The organism is Pontimonas salivibrio, assembly GCF_002950575.1.
Lineage (GTDB): Bacteria > Actinomycetota > Actinomycetes > Actinomycetales > Microbacteriaceae > Pontimonas > Pontimonas salivibrio.
Genome location: NZ_CP026923.1, coordinates 197,157 through 223,664 on the forward strand (window position 1 = coordinate 197,157; position 26,508 = coordinate 223,664).

The 26,508-nt window shown below is 58.8% G+C and carries 23 protein-coding genes and 2 tRNA genes; 19 read left to right on the forward strand and 6 right to left on the reverse strand.

Going from position 1 to position 26,508, the window contains the following annotated elements:
- Positions 1 to 54 precede the first annotated feature (54 nt).
- Entirely contained in the window at positions 55 to 1,077 is a 1,023-nt protein-coding gene (locus C3B54_RS01065) for an ATP-dependent 6-phosphofructokinase (protein ID WP_104912860.1), read from the reverse strand.
- 155 nt (positions 1,078 to 1,232) lie between these two features.
- Here C3B54_RS01065 and C3B54_RS01070 point away from each other — a divergent pair, with 155 nt between their 5' ends.
- Complete coding sequence (locus tag C3B54_RS01070) at positions 1,233 to 1,568, forward strand: hypothetical protein (protein WP_104912861.1); 336 nt, start codon at positions 1,233 to 1,235, stop codon at positions 1,566 to 1,568.
- A gap of 36 nt (positions 1,569 to 1,604) precedes the next feature.
- Here the strand turns inward: C3B54_RS01070 and C3B54_RS01075 are convergent, their stop codons facing one another.
- Entirely contained in the window at positions 1,605 to 3,185 is a 1,581-nt protein-coding gene (locus C3B54_RS01075; protein WP_104912862.1) for a phytoene desaturase family protein, read from the reverse strand.
- A gap of 69 nt (positions 3,186 to 3,254) precedes the next feature.
- Here C3B54_RS01075 and C3B54_RS01080 point away from each other — a divergent pair, with 69 nt between their 5' ends.
- Positions 3,255 to 6,797, forward strand: coding sequence for a proline dehydrogenase family protein (locus C3B54_RS01080; RefSeq protein ID WP_104912863.1), 3,543 nt, complete (start codon positions 3,255 to 3,257; stop codon positions 6,795 to 6,797).
- A 4-nt stretch (positions 6,798 to 6,801) separates the two neighbouring features.
- Here C3B54_RS01080 and C3B54_RS01085 read toward each other — a convergent pair whose 3' ends face one another.
- Positions 6,802 to 7,233, reverse strand: a complete 432-nt coding sequence (locus C3B54_RS01085; RefSeq protein WP_104912864.1) for an Lrp/AsnC family transcriptional regulator — start codon at positions 7,231 to 7,233, stop codon at positions 6,802 to 6,804.
- Positions 7,234 to 7,336: 103 nt separating this feature from the next.
- Here C3B54_RS01085 and ddaH point away from each other — a divergent pair, with 103 nt between their 5' ends.
- The 10 genes from ddaH (at position 7,337) to C3B54_RS01135 (ending at position 18,372) form a co-directional block, all read left to right on the forward strand.
- On the forward strand, positions 7,337 to 8,200 hold the full coding sequence (gene ddaH / locus C3B54_RS01090; RefSeq protein ID WP_104912865.1) for a dimethylargininase: 864 nt from the start codon (positions 7,337 to 7,339) through the stop codon (positions 8,198 to 8,200).
- Complete coding sequence (gene rocD / locus C3B54_RS01095) at positions 8,173 to 9,447, forward strand: ornithine--oxo-acid transaminase (protein ID WP_104912866.1); 1,275 nt, start codon at positions 8,173 to 8,175, stop codon at positions 9,445 to 9,447. Before ddaH ends, rocD begins: the two co-directional genes overlap by 28 nt.
- Positions 9,448 to 9,538: 91 nt before the next feature.
- Positions 9,539 to 10,633: an iron ABC transporter substrate-binding protein gene (locus C3B54_RS01100; protein ID WP_104912867.1), complete on the forward strand. Its 1,095-nt coding sequence runs from the start codon at positions 9,539 to 9,541 to the stop codon at positions 10,631 to 10,633.
- Between the two features lie 70 nt (positions 10,634 to 10,703).
- On the forward strand, positions 10,704 to 12,269 hold the full coding sequence (locus C3B54_RS01105) for an ABC transporter permease (RefSeq protein WP_104912868.1): 1,566 nt from the start codon (positions 10,704 to 10,706) through the stop codon (positions 12,267 to 12,269).
- A complete protein-coding gene (locus C3B54_RS01110; RefSeq protein ID WP_104912869.1) occupies positions 12,266 to 13,414 on the forward strand; it encodes an ABC transporter ATP-binding protein in 1,149 nt (382 codons plus the stop codon). Before C3B54_RS01105 ends, C3B54_RS01110 begins: the two co-directional genes overlap by 4 nt.
- A gap of 9 nt (positions 13,415 to 13,423) precedes the next feature.
- On the forward strand, positions 13,424 to 14,524 hold the full coding sequence (locus C3B54_RS01115; RefSeq protein ID WP_104912870.1) for an acyl-CoA dehydrogenase family protein: 1,101 nt from the start codon (positions 13,424 to 13,426) through the stop codon (positions 14,522 to 14,524).
- Entirely contained in the window at positions 14,525 to 15,403 is an 879-nt protein-coding gene (locus C3B54_RS01120; protein ID WP_104912871.1) for an alpha/beta hydrolase, read from the forward strand. It abuts the gene before it with no gap.
- A gap of 10 nt (positions 15,404 to 15,413) precedes the next feature.
- Entirely contained in the window at positions 15,414 to 16,463 is a 1,050-nt protein-coding gene (gene lplAB, locus C3B54_RS01125; protein ID WP_104912872.1) for a lipoate-protein ligase LplAB, read from the forward strand.
- Positions 16,460 to 17,518: a FecCD family ABC transporter permease gene (locus tag C3B54_RS01130; RefSeq protein WP_425440307.1), complete on the forward strand. Its 1,059-nt coding sequence runs from the start codon at positions 16,460 to 16,462 to the stop codon at positions 17,516 to 17,518. Before lplAB ends, C3B54_RS01130 begins: the two co-directional genes overlap by 4 nt.
- Positions 17,515 to 18,372 carry an ABC transporter ATP-binding protein gene (locus C3B54_RS01135; protein WP_245867956.1) on the forward strand — a complete coding sequence of 286 codons (858 nt, stop codon included), beginning with the start codon at positions 17,515 to 17,517 and terminating at the stop codon, positions 18,370 to 18,372. Before C3B54_RS01130 ends, C3B54_RS01135 begins: the two co-directional genes overlap by 4 nt.
- On the opposite strand, the gene C3B54_RS01140 is transcribed toward C3B54_RS01135, so the two are convergent.
- On the reverse strand, positions 18,369 to 18,647 hold the full coding sequence (locus C3B54_RS01140; RefSeq protein ID WP_104912873.1) for a GNAT family N-acetyltransferase: 279 nt from the start codon (positions 18,645 to 18,647) through the stop codon (positions 18,369 to 18,371). The two genes, C3B54_RS01135 and C3B54_RS01140, sit on opposite strands and share 4 nt — an antisense overlap.
- A gap of 42 nt (positions 18,648 to 18,689) precedes the next feature.
- The gene (locus tag C3B54_RS01145) at positions 18,690 to 19,868 is read right to left on the reverse strand and encodes a MalY/PatB family protein (protein ID WP_245867957.1); all 1,179 of its coding nucleotides are present in this window, start codon (positions 19,866 to 19,868) and stop codon (positions 18,690 to 18,692) included.
- 78 nt (positions 19,869 to 19,946) lie between these two features.
- Between C3B54_RS01145 and pheA the strand changes: the two genes are divergently transcribed.
- The 6 genes from pheA (at position 19,947) to C3B54_RS01175 (ending at position 24,672) form a co-directional block, all read left to right on the forward strand.
- Complete coding sequence (gene pheA / locus C3B54_RS01150) at positions 19,947 to 20,891, forward strand: prephenate dehydratase (protein WP_104914183.1); 945 nt, start codon at positions 19,947 to 19,949, stop codon at positions 20,889 to 20,891.
- A gap of 12 nt (positions 20,892 to 20,903) precedes the next feature.
- Positions 20,904 to 22,175: a serine--tRNA ligase gene (gene serS / locus C3B54_RS01155; protein ID WP_104912874.1), complete on the forward strand. Its 1,272-nt coding sequence runs from the start codon at positions 20,904 to 20,906 to the stop codon at positions 22,173 to 22,175.
- Positions 22,172 to 23,029 (forward strand): HAD family hydrolase, encoded by an 858-nt coding sequence (locus tag C3B54_RS01160; protein WP_245867958.1) that lies wholly within the window; start codon positions 22,172 to 22,174, stop codon positions 23,027 to 23,029. The genes serS and C3B54_RS01160 overlap by 4 nt, the downstream gene beginning before the upstream one ends.
- Positions 23,030 to 23,053: 24 nt before the next feature.
- A tRNA-Ser gene (locus C3B54_RS01165) sits at positions 23,054 to 23,141 on the forward strand.
- Between the two features lie 24 nt (positions 23,142 to 23,165).
- Complete coding sequence (locus tag C3B54_RS01170) at positions 23,166 to 24,527, forward strand: LCP family protein (protein ID WP_104912875.1); 1,362 nt, start codon at positions 23,166 to 23,168, stop codon at positions 24,525 to 24,527.
- A 56-nt stretch (positions 24,528 to 24,583) separates the two neighbouring features.
- Positions 24,584 to 24,672: transfer RNA gene (locus C3B54_RS01175), tRNA-Ser, on the forward strand.
- A 2-nt stretch (positions 24,673 to 24,674) separates the two neighbouring features.
- Here the strand turns inward: C3B54_RS01175 and C3B54_RS01180 are convergent.
- Positions 24,675 to 25,379 carry a TetR/AcrR family transcriptional regulator gene (locus C3B54_RS01180; protein ID WP_104912876.1) on the reverse strand — a complete coding sequence of 235 codons (705 nt, stop codon included), beginning with the start codon at positions 25,377 to 25,379 and terminating at the stop codon, positions 24,675 to 24,677.
- Between the two features lie 115 nt (positions 25,380 to 25,494).
- Here C3B54_RS01180 and C3B54_RS01185 point away from each other — a divergent pair, with 115 nt between their 5' ends.
- The gene (locus tag C3B54_RS01185) at positions 25,495 to 26,217 is read left to right on the forward strand and encodes a DUF4386 domain-containing protein (protein ID WP_104912877.1); all 723 of its coding nucleotides are present in this window, start codon (positions 25,495 to 25,497) and stop codon (positions 26,215 to 26,217) included.
- The last annotated feature ends 291 nt before the right edge of the window (positions 26,218 to 26,508 follow it).

Sequence of the window (26,508 nt, forward strand, 5' to 3'; positions counted from 1 at the left end):
AGCGGCGCTCGAAAGCAACCGCGTCCGGAAGCAGGAGAAGACCTTCCTGCAGGCCTAACCGAAGAGCAGGGCGGCTTCGTCGTAGCGTTCTGTGGGGACCACTTTGAGCGATCCGACGGCCTCTTCGAGTCCTACCACCACAATGTCGGTGCCTCGCACTGAGACCATGTGGCCCCACTGACTGGCTTGGGCGGCGTGCACCGCTGCCATACCAAAACGTGTGGCGAGTACACGGTCAAACGCACTGGGTGTTCCACCGCGTTGGATGTGCCCGAGCGTTGTCGCCCTGGTTTCGATACCGGTTGCTTCGTCGATGAGCGGTGCCAGAAGGTTCGCAATGCCGCCAAGACGTGGTCGCCCGGCTTCATCGAGTCCGAGCTCAGAGTGCACTGTGTCCATTGAGGCCAACTGGAAACCTTCAGCCACCACAACGAGGGGCGCCCGACCCCGGTCGTAGGCCCCCTTGACGTAGTGGGTGATTTCGTCCATCGAGGTTTTTCGCTCAGGAATGAGAATGAGGTGTGCGCCGACTGCGAGGCCCGAGTGAAGAGCAATCCACCCCACATGGCGCCCCATTACTTCAGCGACCATGCACCTAGAGTGGGATTCACCGGTGGTTCTCAGTCGGTCCATTGCTTCGGTCGCAATTCCTACAGCAGTGTCGAACCCGAACGTGTAGTCGGTGCCACCCAGGTCGTTGTCGATAGTCTTTGGCACGCCGATAATGGGCACTCCATCTTTGTAGAGCTCTTGCGCACCGGCAAGGCTTCCTTCTCCTCCCACCACGATGAGAGCGTCCACCTCGTTTTTGGCCAGTACTTCTTTGACTCGCTCAGCGCCGCCATGCTCGTACGGGTTGGTGCGACTGGTGCCGATGATTGTTCCACCGAGTTTGTTGATGCCTTTCACCTGGTGGCGGCTAAGTGGCATGGTGTCGTCTTCGACAACTCCCTGCCAACCATTTCGAAAGCCGACAAAACTGTGTCCGGCGGTTCTCTCCCCGGTGAGCACCGCTCCACGGATGACGGCGTTTAATCCGGGGGCGTCGCCCCCACTGGTTAAAATTCCTAGGCGCATACCTTCCATCTTGGGCCACCGGGCGAGTTGGTGTGAACATAGGAAGCTCAAAGTAACTCTCCAGAGTGCTCACAGGTCACCTTTGCGCCTGCGGTTAGCGTGGTGTTGTGCCGGCGGTAACCGTCGCTGGCAAATAGTTGTGAAAGGAAAATGCCATGGCTGAAGCAACCAGCGGCGAAGCCCCAATCGAGCACACCCCCACGAACTCGACCGACGAGTGGACGGAATACCCCGGGCGCACCCTGGGAGTGGTCGCACTCGTTCTCGCCTTCTTCTCTCAGATTCCCGCGTTGATTATGGGAATCATCGCGTGGGTGTGGTCAAACAAGGTGGGTCGCTCTAATGTCCCCGCAAAAGTTGCTGTCGCGGTGAGTGCCACACTGCTGGTTCTCATCGTGTTGGCCATTGTGGGCTGGACAGCCCTCATTGTGAGCCTGAGTGGCGAACTGGGCGGCTTCGGCATGAACGGTTTCGACATGGACGATTTCTAAGCAGCCCTCTGGATTAACCAGCCACTCGATGGGGTTTTATTCCAAAAGCTCTAGGGCGGCCATGGCGGCATTGTGACCGCCGATGGCGCTGACCCCGCCTCCTCGCCGGGCGCTTGAACCGGCGAGGAGGACGTGGGGCGCACCGGAATCAACACCCCACCGCTCGGCGGGCGTCTCCAAGGGGTCTTCGTCAGAGACGAAAGGCCAGCCCAGCGGCTCGTGGAAAATGTTGCCTCCGGGAAGACCCAGGGTGGCCTCTAGGTCCAGGGTCGTTTTGGTTTCCACGCACCACTGGTCGTTCGCATCTTTCAGCAAACAGTCCTCTAAAGGCTCTGCAAGGACACTCCGGAGGGAGTGAAGCACTCTGTCTTGGAGTTCCTGCCTGATGTCGTCAGGGTCTAAATCGGCAATAAGCCGGTGTGGCACATTCAGAGCAAACACGGTGAGTGTCTGAGCAGTCGTCTCTCGAAGCCCCTCACCAAGAATGCTTCGATCGCTCAGAGAATGGCAGTACACCTCACAGGGAATCAGATCGGGGATGCTGCCGCTCTGGGCTTGGGCAATTGACGCCTCGAGCTGAGTGCCGGATTCATTAATGTGAAAAGTCCCGCCAAAGGCTTCTTCTGGACGCACGTTGGGGTCGGCAAGTTGGGGAAGCCGACTGAGCAGCAGGTTCACTTTCACCTGAGCGCCTTCGATAGGCGTGCTGGCTGGTGTGAGGCCAGACAATTCTTGGGTGTGCTTCCGAGAAATCCCGGAAACCACTAATCGGCAGTCAATGTGATGCGTGGAGTCTCCGCGGTCGAATTCGACGGACGGGGCATCCGAAATGGCCGTCACCGAAGCGTCGGTAATGATCCTTGCGCCCGCGTGTCGTGCCGCGCGCTCCAGGCTTCCACTGACTGCTCCCATGCCCCCGACGGGGACATCCCAATCTCCCGTCCCTCCACCAATCACGTGGTAGAGGAAACAGGCCCCCAAGGACCCTTCGCCATCCGAGTCGGGGAATGTTCCAATCAGTGCGTCGGTGAGCACCACACCGCGGACAATGTCGTTGTCAAAAGTGTCGTTCACGAGCGTACGAATCGGAGTGGCGAAAAAACGCTCCCACAGTTTTCGACCGGGAGCACGGGATTCCAGGAGTGACCGCACTTCCGATTCCCGCAACAGCGGGTCAGTCATTGTCGGGAAAAGGGTCTGGGCAAGAATCTCGGTGTCACGGTAAAACTCCACCCAGCGTTCGTAGTCCTCGCTCGCACCAATGGAGTCAAAGGACGCCCTGGTGCGAACCGGGTCTTCTGCGTCAATGAGCAACCCCGTGTGTGTTCCAGGCACTGGTGTGTAGGAGGAATAGCGCCGGCGAATCAGGTCAATCTTCAGCCCGAGATCGGCTCTGATTCGCTCCGGCAGAAGACTGACTAAGTAGGAGTAGCGCGAGAGCCTTGCGTCGTGACCCACGAAAGCTTGGGCGGAAATGGCCGCACCACCCACAACGGGCTGCCTCTCTAAGACGACCACGTCGTAACCTGAGCGGGCGAGGTAGGCGGCTGCGGCAAGGCCATTGTGACCACCGCCGGCCACGACAATATCGGCTGTTGTGGGCAACGTCTGTGACATCCCCACAGTGTAAAAGGACACTCAGGATGCCGTGATGCTGAAAACCCTCTAAGCATCTACCCTCGAGTTATGTCTCTCACGGTAAGTAAATCGAACACAGCGCAGGTCTCGACAAAAGGTGTCCGCGGAGCAAAGACGCTCAGCGACGACTGCGTCGAACTTGTCCACCAGTGGCTGGATCGTGCAGCCACCCTGCACAAGAAACCCCACGCCAGTTCTCAACGGCTCGCCGACCTGCTGAAAGACCCTGACGGTCCCGCCTTTGCCTTGGGTTTCGTGGATCGGGTGCTGCGTCCCGAAGACTTGACCGTCGCAGCCCGCGCACTGCGCGAGCTGGGTCAAAAACCACCCGCATTCCTCACCGGGATTTTGCGGTGGTTGCTCATGGTGGGCTCGTGGTTTGCCCCACTTCTTCCCGCCATCGTGGTCCCCATTGCCCGAAAAGCGTTGAAAACGCTCATTGGCCACCTGATCATTGACGCATCGGATGCATCTCTTGAGCGCACGTTGAAGCGTCTGACCAAACGCGGCGACCAACTCAACATCAACCTGCTCGGTGAAGCAGTGTTGGGGGCGGGGGAAGCCACCAAACGTTTAGAGGGCATCGAGCGACTAATCGAACGCCGCGATGTGACCTACGTGTCGGTGAAAGTGTCATCGGTTGTCGCACAGTTGTCGATGTGGAGCTACGACCAGACCGTTGAGCGCGTGGTGGAAAAACTTGTTCCCCTGTACGAGAAAGCTGCCGCGACTAACCCGCCCACCTTCATCAACCTCGACATGGAGGAATACCGTGACCTGGAGATGACCCTCGACGTGTTCCAACGGGTCCTCGGTCGTGAAAGCCTTCACCACTACTACGGCGGCATCGTGATGCAGGCGTATTTGCCCGAAGCATTGGATGCGATGAAACGTCTCAGCGCATTCGCTACCGAGCGTGTGGCTAAGGGTGGGGCCCAACTGAAAGTCCGCGTGGTCAAAGGGGCGAACCTGCAAATGGAGCAGGTTGATGCCGCATTACACGACTGGCCGGTTGCGGTTTTGCCCAGTAAGCAGGAATCGGACACTAACTACAAGCGAGTGTTGGAATGGTCGCTCAGCCCTGAACGGGCGAAAGCCATCCGAATTGGTGTCGCCGGGCACAACCTCTTTGATTTGGCCTTCTCCCACCTGTTGGCAACGTCACGCGGTGTGCGCGAGCACGTTGACTTTGAAATGTTGGTGGGAATGGCACCCGATCAAGCCGACGCGGTTCGAGAAACGGTTGGTCCCCTCATCCTTTACACCCCCGTGGTGCACTCACACGAATTTGATGCCGCAGTGGGTTATTTGGTTCGCCGCTTGGACGAAAACGCAAGCCCCGAAAACTTTATGTCGGCCGTATTCGACCTCCACGACCACTCAGACGTGTTTGCCCGCGAGGAAGCGCGTTTTCGGGCATCGCTGGATGCGATGACACAAAAAGCCCCGACCCCGTCCCGCACACAAGACCGCACTCTGGAGACTCGTCCGCGAACTCTTCCCGCAGTGGACGAGTTTCACAACGAACCCGATACCGATCTTGCCTTGCCGGCAAACCAAGAATGGGCACGTGGTATCTATCGTCACGCCGCGTCATTAGAAGGCCAAGCCGCCGGTCTGGACACTCTCCAGGGTGGGCTCATCTCGGATGACCTTGGCCCCATCGATGGCCGAATCGAAATCGATTCCATTGTGGAAAAAATGCGACGAGGTGGCAAGAAATGGGCGGCGAGGGGCGCTGAAGGCCGAGGGAAAATTCTCCTCAAAGCGGCTGCCGAGTTGGGGGTGCGCCGGGGAGAAATTATGTCCGTGATGATGCAAGAAGCGGGCAAGACGTTGGCCGAATCGGACCCGGAAATCAGTGAAGCGATTGACTTCGCCCGCTACTACGCCTCCCAAGCGGTCGAGATGGAGCAACTCAACGGCGCCAAGTTCACCCCGGTGGGCCTGACCATGGTCGCCCCGCCGTGGAATTTCCCGGTCGCAATCCCCACTGGTTCGGTCACTTCGGCCCTTGCCGCGGGTAGCGCAGTGATTATCAAACCTGCCCCCCAGGTCCGGCGCTGTGCGGCGGTGATGGTCGAGGCACTGTGGGCTGCCGGTGTACCCAAAGATGTGCTGCATCTCGCCGATGTCAGTGAAGGCGAACTCGGTCGGGCGCTCATCTCCCACCAGGGTGTCGATCGGGTTATTTTGACGGGCGCTTTTGAGACCGCTGCACTGTTTCGCAGCTGGCGGGCTGACCTCCCCGTGCTGGCAGAGACCAGTGGAAAAAATGCTTTGGTCATTACACCCAGTGCCGACATCGACTTAGCGGTTGCGGATTTGGTGAAAAGTGCTTTTGGTCACGCAGGTCAGAAATGCTCTGCGGCGTCGCTGGTGATTTTGGTGGGCTCCGTCGCGAAGTCGGAGCGCTTCTGGCGTCAATTAGAGGACGCTGTCAACACGTTGGATGTCGGGTGGCCTGACGCTCGACCAGAAACCACCATGAACCCCATCATTGAACCCCCTGGGGCCAAGCTGCGCCAGGGGCTCACCGAGTTGGGTGCGGGAGAAGAATGGTTGGCCGAACCGCGCCAACTGGATGACACTGAGCGGTTGTGGTCCCCCGGTGTTCGACTGGGGGTACGCCCGGGTAGCACATTCCATCAGACTGAATACTTTGGACCCTTGCTGGGAGTCATGACGGCAAGAACCCTTCAGGATGCCGTGGAGTATCAAAACAGTGTCGAATACGGTTTGACTGCGGGAATTCACTCGCTCGATCCCGACGAAGTGAGCTATTGGCTTGACCACGTTCACGCAGGAAACCTCTACGTGAATCGTGGGATCACCGGCGCAATCGTCCGCCGCCAACCGTTTGGTGGCTGGAAAAAATCGAGCGTTGGCCCGACTGCGAAAGCTGGCGGGCCCAACTACCTCTTCGGTTTGGGCAGCCTCACATCAGCACCGGTTAACCGAGACCTCGTGGGTTCTGTGGAAGACATTGCTCCAGAGTTTCTGGAGGTGGTTGCCGCGGCGGGGGAGACACTCACGCCAGAAGAGCGAGAGTCGCTTACTCACGCACTGTTGAGCGACCAGCATGCCTATTCGCACCACTACGGAGCGAGTGTTGATGTGAGTGAGGTGGGTGTCGAGCGAAACGTGTTTCGCTACCGGCCTTTTGAGGCGGTAGTTCGCGCTTCTTCTCTCACCCCGCTGGTTGATGTACTTCGGGTGGTATTGGCGGGGCTCCGGACGGGCTCCGTGGTGCACTTGTCCTCTTCAGATTCACTGCCTGACCCGGTGATGCGAGTCTTGGGGAGCCCTTCGGGGAATCGACCTGCGTTGGCCAGTGTCCACGTAGAGTCTGAGCTCGAGTTTGTGGAGCGTGTGCGGCGAAACCCTCCTCAGAGGATCCGGCTGTTGGGCGGAAATGCCAACGTCATGTACGTGCACTTTGATGGCAGCCCGGCTGTGGCCGTGTGGGATGACGAAGTGACTCAGTCGGGGCGAGTGGAGATGTTGCCGTTTGTTCGCGAACAGGCTGTGTCGATTACCGGTCACCGTTTTGGTGCACCCGACCCGAGGTTTCTGTCGCTACCGGTCTGATGGGCTAGCGCCGGTTGATCAGTTGAGACAGCACGATTGAGCTCTTCGTAAACTCCACATTGGGAGCAAGGCGAACCTTTTCGAGCGCTTCTTCCAACGCGTGGATGTCACGTGCTCGAAGGTGCACGATGGCATCTGCGTCACCACTCACTGTTCCGGCTTGAACGACTTCGGGAACTTTGGCGAGTATGTGTTTGAGCTCCTGGGGGGCGACTGTGCCCCGGCAGTGCAGTTCGACGTAGGCTTCGACACCGAGCCCATCCACGGCGGGGTCAACATCGAGGGTGAAGCTTCGAATGGTGCCGTCTTGAGTGAGACGGTCGACGCGACGTTTCACTGCGGACGCGGAGAGCCCCACCTGGTGGCCGATATCGGCGTAGGGCATTCGCGCACTTTCTCGCAGCAGGGCAATGATCCGGCGGTCAATCGTGTCCATGACGACACTCTACGCAATAAAACCGCTATTTTACTCGCAAAGTTGCACGATATACGCGTTAGAGACGCGTATACGCGCGCATTGTGCGTGACACACTGCTTCTATGACCATCACCACTCCAGCAACCACCACGCACAACAGTCCACAACGCGATTCGTTGTCGGCCAACACTGCGCAGGCCAAGACGGTCTTGATGTGCCGGCCCGACCACTTCACCGTGAGCTACCGAATCAACCCGTGGATGTTTCCCGAAAACCCCACCGACCAGTCCCTGGCGGCCAGGCAATGGCAGACGCTGTACGACACGTATATCCGGTTAGGTTTTGACGTTCAGCTGATTGACCCTCTTCTTGGTCTGCCGGACATGGTCTACGCCGCAAACGGTGGTTTCGTGCTCGATGGCATCGCCTATGAAGCAAAGTTCCGTTACCCAGAGCGCCAGCCAGAAGGCCCCGCCTACCTGGCCCACCTCGCCAGGCTGGGCTTCGATGCGCGCGAGGCGGTAGAAAACAATGAGGGCGAAGGGGACTTCTTGCTCGTCGGAGACGTCATCCTCGCAGCCCACGGTTTCCGCAGCGAGTCAGACTCACACCGCGAAATCGCCGAAGTATTTGGCAGAGAGGTGATCAGCTTGAAGCTGATCAACCCCAGTTTTTATCACCTGGATACGGCACTGGCTGTTCTCGACGATCAGACCATCGCCTACTTGCCTTCTGCGTTTGATGATGCCTCCAGGGCCATACTGGAACAGCGTTATCCCGACGCGATTATCGCCAGTGAGGAAGACGCCGCAGTGCTGGGCCTCAACCTCTTTAGCGATGGGCTCAATGTGGTGATGGCCGAGCAGGCTCACACACTGCGCGTTGAGCTCCAGGCACGAGGATATGAGACACACACCGTAGATTTATCGGAGTTGCTATTGGGTGGAGGGGGAGTGAAATGTTGCACGCTGGAGCTTCGGACATAACCACACGCTTTGAATATCAGGCGTCCCCTCGCACCAGCCAACTGATTGCGGGAGAGGGTAAAACCCTTGCCCACAACTACCACCCACTGCCCGTGGTCGCTCGACGGGCAAAAGCCCAGTGGGTGTGGGATGTTGAGGGGAAGAAATACCTTGACTGTCTTGCTGCCTACTCGGCGTTGAACTTTGGCCACCAACACCCGGCGTTGGTGCGCGCGCTTAAGCGCCAATTGCGCACGTTGAGTCTCACCTCCCGTGCAGTGCACAACGACCAATTGGGCCCTTTCGCCGAGGGCCTTACACACCTGGTGGAACAAGACATGGTGTTGCCGATGAACACCGGCGCTGAAGCGGTAGAAACGGCCATCAAAATCGCCAGGGCGTGGGGCTACCGTTCCAAAGGTGTCCCCGCCAATAACGCAACCATCATCGTTGCCGATAACAATTTCCACGGGCGCACTCTGGGCATCATCAGTTTTTCGTCCGACCCGGAAGCCAGGGATGATTTCGGGCCCTACCTGCCGGGGTTCCGCTCGGTGCCTTACGGTGATGCGGCGGCTGTGGAGGCCGCAATTGACGACACCACTGTGGCCGTGTTGGTCGAACCCATTCAAGGTGAAGCGGGCATCGTGATTCCCCCCGCGTCTTACCTCCCCGCGGTGCGCGAGGTGACGGCACGACACAACGTGCTCCTGATTGCTGACGAGATTCAGTCCGGTTTGGGCCGCACCGGAGCAACGTTGCAGGTCAATAATGTGGGGGTTCACCCCGACATGGTGATCATGGGTAAAGCTCTAGGTGGCGGCCTGCTCCCGGTGAGCGCCGTGGCTGGTCGAGCTGATGTCATGGGGGTCATTGCACCGGGCCAGCACGGATCGACTTTTGGTGGCAACCCGTTGGCGGCTGCTGTCGGCAAGGCCGTGGTGGAGCTTCTTCAGACCGGTCGGATGCAGGCCAATTCGAAGAAGCTCGGTGTGGTCATGGGTCAACGCCTCGAGCAGATGCGCGGTCTCGGTGTTGTCGGTGTTCGCCAAGAGGGACTCTGGGCGGGTGTTGACATCGACCCTGAGTTAGCGACTGGCCGCGAAGTGGCTGAAGCCCTTGTGGGTCGTGGGGTCCTCACTAAAGACACACACGGCTCCACCCTGCGTTTTGCGCCGCCACTGATGGTGAAAGAAGCCGACGTGCACTTCGCCATGGACCAGTTGGAGCTCGCTTTACAGGACATTCAAAGCTTTCGAGCGAATTAACCCTTGCCCTGGAGATAAAGTTAGGCTAACCTAACTTATTAGAGCCAGCGACGGCCTGTCGCTGGTACTTTTTTGTCTCAAGGAGAAACTCATGACTAGTCGGTCGTCCGTGCGCGTCGTGTCCGCCATTGGGGCTCTGGCTTTTGTACTAGCCGGATGCCAAGCCGCCCCCGAAGAGGCGCCAGAAACAGCACCCGAAGAAGAAGTTGTTGAAGAAGGCTCGGTCGAAGCCGTTGAAGGCGAAGCCACATCTGACGGCTTCCTCACCCTCTACTCCGGACGGAGTGAAACTCTTGTCCAGCCGCTCATCGACCAATTCATGGAAGAAACCGGCATCGACGTCGAGGTCCGCTACGGCAACACCGGCGAAATGGCTGCCCTCCTCCTCGAAGAAGGAGAAGCCACCCAAGCCGGAGTCTTCCTCTCCCAAGACGCCGGCGCACTCGGTGCGCTCAGTCAAGCGGGACTATTTAGCACCCTGCCCGAAGACATCAGCTCACGAGTCCAACCCGGATTCACCTCCACCGACGGTTCATGGGTCGGCGTGACCGGGCGCGCTCGAGTGGTGGTCTACAACACCGACATGGTCACCGAAGAAGAACTCCCCAACACCGCCAACGAGCTCCTCGAGCCGCAATGGTCCGGTCAGGTCGGAGTGGCGCCCACCAACGCCAGCTTCCAGTCTTTTGTCACCGCCTACCGGGTGATCGACGGGGAAGGTGCCGCCGAAGCATGGGTCAGTGGCCTTGTCGCGAACGACCCAGAGTACTTCGAAGGAAATACTCCCATCCTCGAAGCGGTGGAATCGGGAGGCATCCCACTGGGATTGATTAACCACTACTACTGGTACCGGTTAGAAGCAGAGCGCGGACTGGACAACCTTGCCTCCAGGCTGTGGTTCACCGAAGCGGGCGACCCCACCTCAATGGTGAACGTCACCGGGGTAGGCATCCTCACCCCCGCCCAACTCGACCAAGACGCTATCGACTTCGTCGACTACATGGTCTCCGAAGCCGGCCAAAACTACTTTGTTGAGCAAACCTACGAATACCCGTTGGTTGACGGAATTGATGCTCCGGCGGATCTTCCCTCGCTGGAAAGCCTGGTCAACCCCGACCTGGACCTCTCAGATTTGGAATCCCTGTCAGAGACCCAGGAACTACTGACACGTTTCGGGTTGCTTTAGTACCCTAATAAGTGGCCGGAGCAAAGACCCCACCGGGGTCTGCTCCGGTCACGTGTCGTAAGGACCCTTTGTGACCACTGCTAGCACCACCACCCGCACCACCGTGACGGTGAGTGGGATGGCGCGCACGCCCGGATGGCGGGTTATTCCCGCTCTGATCGCGGCACTGATCGTATTAGTCCCGATGGTGTACCTCGCGGTGCGAGCGGGCGAAATCCCATTTGAACAGCTGATCAGTGTTCTGTTCGAATCCAGGGCTCTGGGCTACACACTGAACACGTTGGCGCTCGCCGTGTCGGTAGCGCTCACCGCACTCCTCGGTGGTGTGGCAATTGCGGTCGGGATGAGCAGGGGGCGTTTTCCTAAACCCAGGCTGTGGCTGGTTCTCTCCGCCCTACCGCTGGCAATACCCTCCTACCTAGCCTCCTACGGCTGGTTAGTGTGGTGGCCCACCCTTTCTGGATTTTGGCCCAGTTGGGCACTGCTCACCGCAGTCACCATTCCCTACGTCATCCTCCCTACTGCTGCCGCACTGCGCAGTGTCGGAGGTGACCAGGAGCGAGTCGCCCGGACCCTTGGCAAGAAACCCTTTGAAGCGTTTTGGGTGGCAACGTGGCCACAAATTCGACCCGCGGCGCTCGCTGGAACCCTGCTGGTGTTCCTGTATTCGGTGAGCGATTTTGGCCTCGTCGCCATGCTGCGCTTCCACACGCTCACCTGGGGTGTCAACGCCGCCTATTCGGCGAGCTTTGATCGCAACCAAGCAGCCGTCTTGGCCCTGCTCGTCGTCCTCTTGGCCTTAATCGGTGTTCTGGGTGAGCGCCGGGTGCGAGGCCAAAGGCAATTCACCCCGGGGCGCAGCAAACCTGTTGGGCCCCGCCCGGCCCCCCTTTTGCGCCGTGTCCTGATGGCGTTGGCACTCACCCCGGTCGTCGTCGGAGTGGTGGTGCCGCTGTTGGGTCTTGGAGTTCGACTCTTGCAAGTAGAAACAGCGCAGAGCGTTGATGTGGGACGCCTGGTGGAAGCCACCCTGTGGACGGTCGGAGTCTCGATCGCCGCCGCAGTCGCTGCCACAGTTGTCGCTCTGCCCATTGCGGCTCTTGCCGCCAGGTTCCGCGGCACCATTCCTCGAGCAATCGAATCGTTGGGGTATTTGAGTCACGCACTGCCAGGAATTGTGGTGGGACTCTCACTGGTGTTTCTCACCCTGCGCCTCCTCCCGGGGCTTTACCAAAGCATAATCGTGTTGGTTTTTGGTTACACCGTGTTGTTCATGTCCAAATCCATTGGCACCGCGAGAGCCAGTGTCGAAGGGGTGTCGCCCACACTGTTGATGGTCGCCAGAACTCTCGGTGAAACACCTTTTGGGGCGTGGCGACGAGTGACGTTGCCCCTGGCGCTGCCCGGTATCGGTGTGGGGGCGCTCCTGGTGATGATTGCGACCATGAAAGAACTACCCGCCACTCTCATTCTTCGCCCGACTGGAGTGAATACGCTAGCGACAGAACTGTGGACCAGAACGCTTGTCGTCGAATTTGGGCAGGCAGCACCCTATGCCGCACTGTTGGTCCTCATCGCCGCAATCCCCGCCATGTTGCTCTCCGGAGCGAGAAGTGAGAAAGGAGGCCCCGCATGACCACCCTCGCGGTTTCCCACCTCAGCATCTCCTACGGTGACACTCCGGCGCTGCGCGACATTTCCTTGGTCGTTCCTTCCGGTTCGGTCGTCGCCGTACTCGGCCCTTCCGGTTGCGGAAAAACCACCCTCCTTCTCGCGCTCGCAGGACTGTTGGCAATCGATGAGGGGACCATCTCGGTGGGGTCAAAGACGTTGAGCTCGCCTGACGCTCTCGTCCCACCCGAACAGCGAGGTATTGGATGGGTCCCCCAAGAGTCCTCACTGTTCCCCCACTTGAGTGTCGCCGACAATATTGGTTTTGGGTTACCCAAAGGCCGGCGTCGAAGCGACAAGATTGACAGCTTGGCTGAGCTTGTGGGCATTAGTGAGTTGGTCAACCGGCAACCCAGCGCCCTCTCTGGCGGCCAAGCTCAACGGGTGGCACTCGCACGAGCTCTTGCTCCCACCCCCGACGCCATCCTGTTGGATGAGCCCTTCGCCGCGCTCGACACTGTGCTTCGACACCAACTCGCTCGTGAAGTCGTTGAATTGCTTCGAGAAACAGACACCACCACAGTGTTAGTCACCCACGACCGGGAGGAAGCACTCGACCTGGCCGACCTCGTTGTGGTGATGGATGGCGGCCGTGTTGCTCAAGTGGGAACCCCCAGAGAAATCTACGAATCCCCCCTAACCCCCTGGGTGGCGTCGTTTGTGGGCGACACCGTAGAGGTCGAAGGGACCTGGCAAGACACGGCCTTGGAGTGTGAAACCTGTGGAGCGAAGGAGCTCTGTGAAGGGCAACCACTGCGTTACGGATGCTCGGGACACGTCGATACTGTCTTGGGTTCATTGGCCGCCAGTGCACAAGGGTTCAACCCCGGCCAGGGCGAATCTGTTCGGGTGGTGCTGCGACCAGAATGGTTGGTCCCCCAAGCCCAGGGGGTGCAATCCACGGTGACCAACCTCACCTATGCGGGTCATGATGCGCTCGTGGAACTCATGATTGCCCCCAGTGATACCAAAGTGCGAGCCCGGATTGCCGCACCGTTTTTACCCGCCGTGGGCTCACCTTTTGGTATCGCGGTGCGACACCCAGCGTTGGTATTCCCCCTCAACTCTCACGAGGAATCGCTAGTCTCGGACCACGTCACACAGGTGTAAGGGGGGCTCATGCAGTGGACTGACGAACTGCTGGAGTCAATCCGGGCACGAGCGGCGCACTTCGATGCGACCAACTCTTTTTTCCACGAAGACCTCGAGGCCCTTCGAGATATTGGCTACCTACACCCTCGCCCACTTACAGAATTGGTGGACAATCAGCGCACCCTGGCGCGTTATGCGCCAGCCACCGCGCTGGGTTTGGGAATGCATTTCACGTGGGTGGGTGTGGCCCAAACCCTGCAGGCAGCTGGGGATGACTCTTTAGCGTTTGTCCTGGAGGGGGCACGATCGGGGGAGCTTTTCGCTTTCGGTGTGAGTGAACGCGGAAACGACCGAGTGCTGACAGATTCGGTCACCCAGGTAAGCCAGGTGGAGGGCGGCTACGCCTTCCACGGCGAAAAGGTTTTCACGTCACTGTCGCCCGCCTGGACGAAACTGGGCCTCTTGGGTCGGATGGGCGACAGCATCGTCCACGGCTTTATCAGCAGGGATACCCCCGGTTACCACATTGTTGAAGACTGGAACACGTTGGGGATGAGGGCCACCCAGAGTCACACCACCGTGTTGGACGGTGCGGTGGTGAGCTCGGACCACTTAGCCCGCATCATTCCTGTGGGCGACAATTCTGATCCTTTTATTCGTGCAATCTTCCAAAACTTCCTGCTCTTGGTCTCGTCGGTGTATGTCGGGATCGCCGAGCGTGCGTTGGAACTCGCCGTCGAGGCGGTGTCTTCCCGAACGAGCATGGCCAGAGACGGGAAGACTTATGCCACTGACCCCGATATTCGGTGGCAGGTTGCCGACGCGGCAATGGCTGTCGACGCGCTCGATGCACCCCTTCGCAGTCTTGCTGCCGACGTGGTTGACCAGGTCGATCACGGGCCGCGCTGGTTTCGATTGCTCTCCGGGGTGAAACACCGCTCTGTTGAGACGGCCAGAAGCGTGGTCGATAGTGCCCTAAGACTTCACGGTGGTCGTGGCTATCACGTCAGCCACGAAATCAGCCGGCTTCAACGTGATGTGTTGGCCGGGGTGTATCACCCGAGTGACACGGAGGCCGTCCACCACACGGTGGCCTTTGACCTCCTCGGCCCGGCAGAGCGGCAATAGATGATGGCTCAGGTGGAACGCGTTGATGACTCTTTTGTGGATGTCGATGGTGTCACCATTTACTTTCACCGTTGGTGGGGACGAAAAAGTCCCCGGGCAATCATCCAGATAGCCCACGGGCTGGGCGAACACGCCATGCGCTACGACTGGTTAGCCCGGCAACTCGTGGGCGCCGGTTATGAAGTGTGGGCGAATGAGCACCGGGGTCATGGCCAAACCGGGCTGGACCAGTGGGATGGCGATTACGCCAAGCTGGGCCGTTTAGGCATCGGTGGTCTGCGCTCCACGATCCGGTCAGTCCGGGAGTTTCACGACCTCATCACCCATGAGCATCCCGGTGTCCCCAACGTCTTCCTCGGTCACAGTTGGGGCTCCCTGATGGGGCAAATCCTTCTCAATGAAGGATTTGCCCAGGACCTTGACGCCGTGGTGTTTAGCGGGACCACCTACCGGATGCCGGGTTATATGAATGCGGGTGACTTAAACGCCCACCATGCCCACTTGGGTGACACCGGTGCGGAATGGCTTAGTCGGGACCCGGAAATCCATCAGCGTTGGGTGGCAGACCCGCTAGCGTTTCCGGCCAACACTCTGAAACTCTTTGGTCCCCTCGACGCGCTGAGATTGCTCGGGGGGCCCCGAGCAGTGGGTAGTGACATTCCGATGTTGCTGATGGTGGGTGATGACGATTCGTTGGGCGGTGAGCAGGGGGTAAAAAAGCTCGAGAAGGCTTACCGCACCCGCGGTGGTCTTACTCGGCTAGCAACAAAGATTTACCCAGGAGCACGCCACGAAGTGTTCAATGAAATAAACCGCGACGAAGTAGTCACTGACCTACTCGGATGGTTGTCTGACGCACTGCCAGAATCGCGAAAGTAAGCTGGTTTCTGTGCACGCAGAGTATAAAGTTCCGGGCGGAAAACTTGTCACGGTAGACCTAGAGACCAGTGGCGGTGTGATTAGTCACGCCCGGGTGGCCGGCGACTTCTTTTTAGAACCCGATGAGGTTCTGGAGATGATCAACCACTCCCTCGAAGGGTTATCGGTGGCGACCAGTCACGATGATCTGGAAGCTGCCGTATCGAAGGTGATCCCTGACGGTGCTGTGTTGATGGGTTTCGACCCAGCGGCCGTCGCCACGGTCGTGCGGCGAGCATTGACCAGCGCAACAAGCTTCACCGACTATCAGTGGGATTACCTCGCTCCTGAACCTCTAGAGCCGCTGCACCAAATGGCGATGGATCAGGTCCTCACCGAACAGGTGGGTGCCGGTGAGCGCGGGCCTACCCTGCGCTTATGGGAGTGGGCGAAACCTGCGGTCGTCATTGGTAGTTTCCAATCCCTTCGAAACGAAGTGGATATGGAAGGGGCCAACCGCCACGGTATGGAAGTCGTGCGCCGGGTCAGCGGCGGCGGGGCCATGTTTATGGAACTAGGTACAGCGATTACCTATTCCCTCTACGCCCCCGCGGAACTTGTCGCCGGAATGAGTTTTCAAGACTCCTACGCGTTCTTAGACGACTGGGTGATTCAGGCCTTGCGAGGTTTGGGTATTGACGCCCACTACAAGCCCCTCAATGACATCCAATCCCCGAGTGGAAAAATCGGTGGTGCGGCCCAAAAACGTCTAGGCAGTGGTGCTGTGCTCCACCACGTCACCATGGCCTACGACATGGATGGCGACCGGATGGTGGAAGTGTTGCGCATTGGTCGCGAAAAGATCAGCGATAAAGGCGTCGCTTCGGCGAACAAAAGGGTTGACCCCTTACGCGCTCACACCGGGATGAGTCGAGCGGACATTCAAGACCACTTGGTCAACACCTTCCAGTCGCTCTATTCGCTTCGCCCCGGGTCAATCACCGACGCCGAACACCGATTGGCGGCCAATTTGGCGAGCGAAAAATTTGCCACCACTGAGTGGCTTCACCGCGTTCCGTGAGCAACACAATTGCCCGACCGGCGGGTGTTCTGAGACGCAGTGTGTTGGCCCTCACACTGCTTGCACTATTGATTACCGGCGTATTGGTCTCGGCGGTGACCGGCCAGTTAGATATTTCCGCCAGTGAAGTGTGGGGGTCCATTCTGAACCGGCTTGGTTTTTCGACCACTTTGGCGCCCACGGAAGATGTCGTCGACGCGACTTTATGGGTGGTGCGTTTTCCCCGCATCGTGATGGCGATTGCGGTGGGTGCGTCTTTGGCGGTCGGTGGGGCACTGATGCAGGCCGTTTTTGGCAACCCCTTAGCGGAACCCGGTGTGGTGGGTGTGTCATCTGGGGCAGCCCTTGGGGCATCCATTGCCATCGTGTTTGGTGTTCAATTCGCGGGCGGTGGGGTCGCAGCGCTTGCCTTCGTTGGTGGCCTGTTGGCCACATTGCTCGTTTATGCGGTGGCTCGCGCCGGGGGTCGCACCGAGGTGGTCACCCTGTTGCTGACCGGTATTGCGATCAACGCTTTTGCTCAAGCCGGTCTCGCTTTTGTCCTCTTTCTGGCCGATACGGCCAGTCGGGAACAAATTGTCTTTTGGCAGCTGGGCTCATTGGCCGGCTCATTGTGGTCGGAAGTAGTGGTCGTCGTGCCCCTGCTGTTGGTGGGAATGTTGGCCGCGGTCGTACTGGCTAGGCAACTCGATGTGTTGGCTTTGGGGGAGCGAAACGCCCGCCATTTGGGTGTTGATGTGGAGGCTTTGCGCATCGTGGTCATCGTGTTGGTGGCGTTGCTCACCGCGGCAGCGGTGGCCTTTGCGGGAATTATCGCGTTTGTGGGTTTGGTTGTCCCCCACATCATCCGCATGGTGTTGGGCCCCGCCCACCGCGGGCTGTTGTGGGCGAGTGCTGTCGGTGGTGCGACGCTGCTGTTGTGGGCGGACTTGCTCACAAGGACCCTTGTTCAGGGCGCAGATTTGCCCATCGGAATGCTCACCGCGCTGGTGGGTGGACCCTTCTTCTTTGCGCTGCTTTACCAGCAGCGGCGAAAGAGCGGGGGGTGGATGTGAGCCACACTGCCCGGGAAGCCTCCAACCTGTTAGAGCTGCGCACTGTCAGCGTGGTGCGCACAAAGCGCACCATTGTCGCTGACGTGTCCTTGGGTATTCACCCCGGAGAAGTCTTTGCCTTGGTCGGGCCAAACGGTGCCGGAAAGTCGACACTCCTGGGCGCCTTATCGGGAGAAATACAGCCGTCGACGGGTGAGGCACTGATCAATGGCGTGCCGACAAAAAATTACCGACCCAAACAGCTTTCTCAATTGCGGGCCATTTTGTTGCAGTCCAATCAAGTCTCTTTTCCTTTCACCGTGTCTCAGGTGGTGGAAATGGGCCGAAATCCTTGGGCGGGAACGCCCCGCGCTGATGACGATGAAGCGAGTATTGCCCGCGCCATGGATTCGGTGGGTGTGGTGGATTTAGCATCCAGGCGTTTTGGGGAACTCTCGGGCGGTGAAAAGGCCAGAGTGTCGCTCGCTCGAGTCCTCGCGCAAGACACCGACGTGTTGTTGTTGGATGAACCCACTGCCGCATTGGATTTGCACCATCAAGACCGGGTGATGCGGGTGATTAGAAGGCACTCCCGCATTGCCGATGACGGCAGTGTCGGCGATTCGTCTGCTTCATCGGCGACGCCGGCGGTGACGCGGCGGGCCGTGGTGGTCGTCGTGCATGATTTGTCTCTCGCCGCCGCCTACGCCGACCGGGTGGGTCTGATCGTGGGTGGTGCGCTGGTGGCGGTGGGAACACCCGATGAAGTGATGACCAAAGATATTTTGAGTGACGCCTATCAGGTGTCACTCGACGTGACTCGTGCACCCGATGGGAACCTCATGGTGGTCCCCACCAGAGGGGTCATTAATTAAGCCCTCAGGGCTTGGAATTCAGGATTTTTGACCATGAATTTGGCAATAAAGGGACAAATCGGTTGGACTTTGCCGTGTTTTTCGTCCCGAATCATTTCTAGCGTTTCTCGCACCAGGGTGACGCCGTAGCCGCCTCCGCGTCGCTCCATGGGGACTTCCGCGCGAACAAGAAGCAGGGTGTCACCCTGTGTGTCATATTCGACCTCACCGGCAAAGTCACCCTCATCATCGAGTAGGACGTAACGGGAGGCTTCAGGTTCGTGACGAATCGGCATAGCGCATAATCTACGCCGGGAACGCCCATCTGAAAAGAGGAACTATTCAACAACCCAGTGGTCTGACAGCTGCTGAAGAATTTTTGTGAGGATGGGTCTCGGTGTTGCCGCAATCAGTCGCACATGGCCAATGCCGGCCACACCACACGACGCCCCGTCGGTGAGAGACACTTTCGCGTGTTCACGAAAATATTCTGCAGGGTTTTCCTGGTCCCCAATGCGCACAGATCGCGCATCGAGCCACGCAATGTAGGTGCCTTCGGGGATTCGGTAGTGCGCACCCGGGAGGTGTTCTTCCTGGAAGTGGTCAATCATTTCCAGGTTGCCTCGCTGATAATCCTTCAGTTCAGTCAACCAGGGGCCTTCGTCGCGGTAGGCAGCAGTAGTCGCTAACACACCCGGCGTGGAGGCACTGTGAGACACCGTGAACTCGAGAGGTTTCAGGATCTCCTGGTGGCGATCGGCCGTCACGACCAGCTGCGCGCATTTGAGCCCCGGCAGGTTCCACGCTTTAGACGCCGAAGTGGCTGTCACGCTGTGCGCGGCAGCCACATCGCCGATGCTGGCGTAAGGGATATGTTTCTTGTCGCCGAAGACCAAGGGCGCATGAATTTCATCAGAAAACACCAGCCCCCCGTGGGCTTCGACCACGTTGGCCAACGCCCGCAGCTCGGCTTTAGTGTGCACAAGACCCAGCGGGTTGTGCGGGTTGCACAGCACCACCAATTCGGCATCGCCCTGCAAATGCGCCCCAATGGTGTCGAGATCGAGTGTGGGCCGCTGGCCGTCTAGATTCAGCATCGGCACTTCAATCACCGGGTGGTCAAGTTGTTTGGTGAGGGTGAGAAAAGGCATATACGCCGGTGTGGGAACAATGATGGGAGTACCGGGCGTCACCAGCCGTCGAATGACCACCTCGTAGGCGGCTAACACGTCACCCGTGGGGTAAATCCGCTCGGCGGGAATGTCCCACTGGTAGCTCCGGGCAAAAAAATCTTTGGTGGCTTCTCGCATCTCGCGCTTGACCGGCTCGGGAAGGTAGCCATACTGTTCGCGCTGTGCCGCTTCGGCCAGTGCGTGAGAAATGGCCGGAGCGAGAGGGAAATCCATCTCTGCCACAAAAGCCGGCAAAGTTCCCGGAAAGTGGGTCCACTTCAGCGACCCTTTGGCAATCAGGTCCGCTTCACTGATGTGGTCGTACGGATGTGTGGGTAAAGACACTTCGCACCTCCTCGTGTGCCGGTGACCACCAGTTTGGCACCGCCACGGGTTGGTAGCTGCTCACTACACTTAGACACCATGACCACCACACCTGCCCGTTACAGCTATTTGGGCCCAGAAGGAACCTTCACCTGGGAAGCCCTGCGCCTGGTTGATGGTGCCGAAAACGGTGAGTGGATCAGTGTCGCCAACCTGGGTGAGGCACTCGACGATGTGGTGACAGGCCGCAGCGATTACGCCATGATTGCCATCGAAAACAGTGTGGAGGGTGGCGTGAGTGCCACCCAAGATGCGTTGGCCCACATTCCCGATTTGCGGATCGTGGGGGAATACCAAGTGCCGGTGCGGTTCGCCTTGGTTGCTCCCGCTGGGGTGGGGCTTGAACAGGTTGAGTTGCTCGCTGCCCACCCGGTGGCCTATGCGCAATGTCGGCGGTGGCTGGAGGCCAATCTTCCCCGCCACACCCACATTCCCTCTTCTTCCAATGTGCAAGCAGCGCGAGACGCCCTCGAGGATGATGGCGTCCACGCTGCCCTCGCGCCGCGGGGGATCACTGAGCGGGTGAATGTGGAAGTGCTCGCTGACGATATTGGCGATAACCCGAGTGCGGAAACCCGTTTTGTTCTGGTTCAAAAGGGTGGCCCAGTTCCCAAGCGGACAGGCTCGGATAAAACCAGCATCATCGCTGAGCTACCCGATGACCGCCCCGGGCGTCTGCTGGAAATGTTGGAACAGTTCGCCACCCGCGGGGTCAACATGAGCCTGTTGGAATCGAGACCTATCGGTGATGCGATGGGTCGCTACCGGTTTGTCATTGACCTGGATGGCCACATTCACGATGAGCGCGTCGCTGATGCGTTGATGGGCTTGCGGCGCTTCAGCCCCAAAGTCATATTCCTTGGGTCATACCCTCGCGCAAACGGCCACACGCCTTCCGTGTCACCGCGTTACACCGACGAAGCGTTTATCGACGCACGTCGATGGTTAGACGCTGTCGCCGAGGGCGAGCCAAGCGAGTCGTGACACACTAGAGGGGTGATTGATCCCGCCCTCCTCCGCGACAATCCGGAGAGTATTCGCCAGTCACTTCGCGCCAGGGGTGGCGATGTGGAAGACGTCGATCGCGCGATTGCCGCTGATGAGGCACGGCGTGTGGCGATTTCCGAATTCGAAACCCTGCGGGGTGAACAAAACCTTTACGGCAAGAAAGTGGCCAAAGCCCAAGGGGACGAAAAAAGCACCCTCGTGGCGGCAGCCAAAGCGCTCGCCGAAAAAGTCAAAGCTGCCCAGGCAACCCTGCAAGACGCGGAAGCGGAAGCTAAGAAGGCTCTCTACCGACTGCCGAACCTGGTCACAGACGGTGTCCCACCAGGGGGCGAAGAAAACTTTCACACACTGAAAACTGTTGGACAGAAGCCCACTTTTGACTATCCGGTGCAGGACCATTTAGACCTCGCTGAAGCACTCGGGATTATCGACATGGACCGTGGTGCGAAGGTGTCCGGCTCACGCTTTTTTTTCCTGGTCGGGGCCGGTGCCCTTCTAGAAAACGCTCTCATGCAGCGAGCCATTCAGGTTGCGGTGGCTCACGGTTTTGAACTGATGATTCCCCCCACACTGGTTCGACCAGAAGTGATGCAGGGCACAGGCTTTTTGGGAGAGCACGCGTCCGAGGTGTACTACCTGGAAAACGATGACCTGTATTTGACCGGCACCAGCGAAGTGGCACTGGCCGGTTACCACTCAGACGAAATCATCGATTTGAGTGCGGGACCCAAGCGCTACGCCGGCCTGTCGACGTGTTACCGGCGGGAAGCCGGATCACACGGTCGCGATGTCCGGGGCATCATCCGAGTACACCAGTTTCAAAAACTGGAAATGTTTAGCTACACCAGCCAGGGTGACGCCGAAGCGGAACATGAACGGCTGCTGGGTTGGCAAGAACAACTGCTGGGTGAATTGGGGCTGCACTACCGGGTTATTGATGTGGCGGCAGGCGATTTGGGCTCCAGTGCGTCACGCAAATACGACATCGAAGCGTGGATTCCCTCCCAAGAGGCCTACCGTGAACTCACCAGCACATCCAACTGCACCACCTTCCAAGCCCGCAGGCTCGGCACGAGGCACCGCGTCGAACCAGATGGCAACACCGAACCAGTCGCCACACTCAATGGAACCCTCTCCACGACCCGCTGGATTGTTGCCCTGTTAGAAACCCACCAGCAACCCGATGGTTCGATTCGTGTTCCAGAATCCTTACAACCGTTTGTTGGCCATGATGTGATTCGGCCCAAGGGAGATCAGTGACCGACGTCGCTCCCGGCATTGACCAGCCTCCTCGCACCTGGTCGGCCGACTCGTGGTTGGTTGCCCTCGATATTGACGGCACGGTGCTTCACGAAAACGGTGCCCTGTCTGATCACGTGGTGCGTGAAGTGCGACGGGTACGCGACGAAGGTCACGAAGTCACTCTGGCTACTGGCCGCTCGGTGTCACTGACGCTTCCCGTGTTGGAGCAACTGGAATTGAGTCCTGAGTTTGTCGTGTCGTCAAATGGGGCAATTACCCTCAAGCGTGACCCCACAGCACCGAGGGGTTACCGCCGTGAACACGTCGAACACTTTGACCCCACACCGGTGTTGCAGTCCATTAAGGAGCGGCTTCCGCACGCGAATTATGCGGTGGAAAACGAAACGGGGCTCTATCGCTACACGGGGTGGTTTCCAGACGGTGCTCTCGATATTGAGACCGAAGAAGTCGCCTTCGACGACCTCTTGACGACGGTAGCGACCCGCGTAGTGGTTATCGCCCCTGGACACGACGCCGACGATTTCCGACAAGCCGTCGAAGACTTGGGTTTGCACCAAGTCAGCTATGCGGTGGGGTGGACTAACTGGTTAGACATTGCGCCCGACGGTGTCAACAAGTCCACTGCCTTGGAGCGTGTCCGCCACACTTTGGGGTTTGCGAGAAACCGAGTGATGGCCATCGGTGACGGCCGAAACGATATTGAGATGTTTCAGTGGGCCGGAATCGAAGGCCGCGCCGTGGCAATGGGTCAAGCACCACCCGATGTGCTCGAACACGCCACCGAAGTGACCCGAGCGGATGTGGAAGACGGGGTCGCCTGGGCACTCAAGAGCCTCAAAGGCGTGGTTTAGCATCCGGGGTTACACTTTTTAGTTGGAGGGCTGTCCGAGCGGCCGATGGAGCTGGTCTTGAAAACCAGTGGGCAGAAATGTCTCGTGGGTTCGAATCCCACGCCCTCCGCCACGACAAAGTAAAGGGGTACCCCGGGTGAGCACGGAAGGCATCGCCAGGCGCGAGCGTCGCCGCGACCGCGGTGTGTACCAACCCCACCACGCGACCCAAAAACGTCTCGGCGGTTGGCGGGCTGGCGCGACTATTGCGGGTCTTGTCGCAACCTCATTGGTGGTCAGTGCCTTCGCCGTCGCCGGCTTCACCGTGGTGAACCTCACCGCCTCACTACAAACCGTTGAACTGCCCGGTTACGAGCAGCCCGTGATGGCGGGAGTGGGTGAATGGGAAGGTGGTTTCAACGTCCTGATTGTCGGCTCAGACACTCGTGTCGGCCAGGGTGAACAGTTTGGTGAGAGTGACAGTGAACTAAACGACGTCAACCTGCTAGTGCACGTGTCAGAAAACCACGACCACGCCACAGTGATGAGTTTTCCCCGAGACACCCTGGTGGATGTTCCTGCCTGCGAACAAGCAGATGGTTCACTCTCGGACCCCCGCACAATGACGCCACTGAATGCGACCTGGAGTATCGGGGGGTTGCCCTGCGTAGCGGCAACCGTTGAGCAACTCACTGGGCTGGACGTCGGCTATGCCGGAGTAATGACTTTCACCGGTGTGGCGCAACTGTCGACTGCGGTGGGTGGCGTCGAAGTCTGTGTCAATGAACCCATCGTGGATCCCTGGTCGGGGCTTAATCTTCCCGAAGCAGGTTGGCACACCCTTGAAGGCGGTCAAGCCTTGGCCTTCCTGCGCACCCGAAAAGGTGTCGGGGATGGCAGCGACCTGGCACGCATTTCCTCCCAACAGGTGTACATGTCGGCTTTGGTGCGCACCCTGCAGGCAGACGGTGTCCTGAACGACGTCACCCGCCTGTACAGCATCGCCCAGGTGGCAGCACAAAATATGGTGCTCTCGAGTTCTTTGGGAAGCCTCGACGTGATGGTGTCTATGGCCAGGGCGCTACGAAATATTCCCAACGAAAACATTGTGTTCATCCAATTCCCGGTGCTTGATGCACCGGAGGGTTATTCGGGCAAAGTCATTCCCGATCCGACCCTGTCGGAAACCGTGTTGGCGAAAATCCAACTCGATGAGCCCTACGCGCTCGCGGAAGGCTCTGGTGGTCGAGGCTCTGAGGACGCCCCCGTCGAGGAGGGTGACGAAACAGAGGCCACTACTTCACTACCTGATGCTGAGGACAACACAGGTGACAAGCCGGTGGCAGATGAGGGCGCAGACACCTCGAATGATTCCTCTGGTGACCAAAGTGGCGAAGAGGTTGAGCCGCAGCCCGAAGACAATGACCAAGAGGCCGACCAGCCGGTCACCCAAGCGGAAGTACTCGAGGGCCTTGTCGGCCAAACCGCCAGTGACGTCACCTGCGCGGTCGCAAACTAATCACCGATGTGGGGTCGAGACACTGAGGTCAACGCGGTAGGCTAGGGCCCGCATCAGGAGACGTCGCATAGTCCGGCCGAGTGCACCACCCTGCTAAGGTGGAGTCCCCGTAAGGGGACCGAGGGTTCAAATCCCTCCGTCTCCGCTCTACTCCGCGGCCTGCTGGTCCTGATTGGTTTGCCGATCGAGCCGTTCAATCCCGTCGAGGATGAACCGCAGGCCAACGTCAAAGGAGTCGCCAAAGTCGTAGCCGGGCTGCATCACATGTTCCGCAGTGAACCTGGTGAGCGCGGGGTACTTTTCCGGAGCGAGCGGCGCAATGATTTCTCTGCTCGCCTCATCGAGGTTCCCTCCCAATTCTTCCTCGCCCCCCAAGGGGAGAGTCGTTTCTTGGAGAACGAAACCGAAAACAAAGGCGTCGCTGATGGCCACACCGTGGGCAATCAGGGGGAGCGGAAGACCCGATCTCATCCAGGCTGAAAGGACGGCTTCGTGGTGATCAAGAATGTTGGGACCTGGCTGGGTCTGAGATTCGATAATGGGCAAAGCCCAGGGGTGTCGTGTCAGTGCGAGACGAAATGATTGGGCCCTTTGGGTGATGGCTTCTTTCCAACCGAGCTCGACGTCAGGTCGCTCCACCTCGTCGAAAACGTATCCGACCATGCCGGTCAGGATGTCTTCTTTGTTTTTTACGTAATGGTAAAGCGTCATTGGCTTTGTCTTCAGGTGTTCGGCTAGCCGCCTCATGGTGAGGGGCTCGAGGCCGATCTGATCCGCTAAGGCCACAGCTCCCTGAATGATCCGCGCGCGGTCGAGTGAACTGCGCGCTTCCGCACTCACCAAATTTTCCATTGCCCCTCGTCATGCCTTGACGTTTCGTACTTAGTACTATATCGTCAAGGAAGATTCGTACAATGTACGAAATGGGCCTTGTGGCCCCGATACTCCTTACGAGAAAGAAATCGCCATGTCGACAACCTCGCTCAGCACCACCCGCCTTGCAGCGCTCACGGCGGCAGTCAGCTACACCGCGGTATTTGCTTTGGCCGTATTTGCCAACTTCTTTGTGAGAATCGGCCTTATTGACCCCGATAACCCTGAGAGCACAATGGCCGCCATTCGGGACCAGGAAGGACTCTTCCGCCTTGGTCTTGCGGCCTTCACTGTCATCTTCATCCTGGATATTGTCATTGCATGGGGGCTTTATGTCGTACTCAAGCCCGCTGGGCACGCCCATTCGCTACATGCCGCCTGGTTCCGAATTGCTTACTCGGTAATGCTCGCGGTCGCCACAGTGTTCTTGTCTCTCGGCATGGAGGTCGCCCTTCAACCCTCCCGATTAGACGCCGAAGTCGGGATGTTGATGCTGAACGCCTTCACCGTGACCTGGTCAATCGGACTAACTGCTTTCGGAATGCACTTGGTACTCGTCGGGGTGATGATGCACCGTTCTGGCATGGCGCCCCGCACGCTGGGAATCGTACTTGCCGCCGCCGGCCTCGCCTATATCGCCGATAGTCTCTTGCAGATTTCGCTCGTGAACTATGCAGCGATTTCTAGTGTCATGGTCGTCGCCGTGGCCATCCTTTCGGTGGTGTCCGAATTGGCCGTTACCGTGTGGCTCTTTGTGATTGCCCAAAAAAAACGTCCCGCGAAGGCCGCCGAGTTATTGGCGTCCTCGACCGACTAGCGCCGGCCCTCTTAGGACCCGCATCGCCTAACCCCAACGGGTTGTCCAATACCCCCAGGAAGAAGCACACCATGTCTGACGCTCCGGAATTGTCTCCATCCCGACCCGACCCACTGACCCAGGTCGGCTGGTTCACTTGGACCTCACCCGTCGGGGTGGGTGTTGGGCTAGTCAGCGTAGGTGTGTTTTTGACCCTAGTCAGCTGGGCACTTCGCATTCTCGCCCAAACGCCCTACTAAACCGGTCGGGCCTGCGGGATCCACACAACCGGTGCGGTGTGAGAGGCCACCG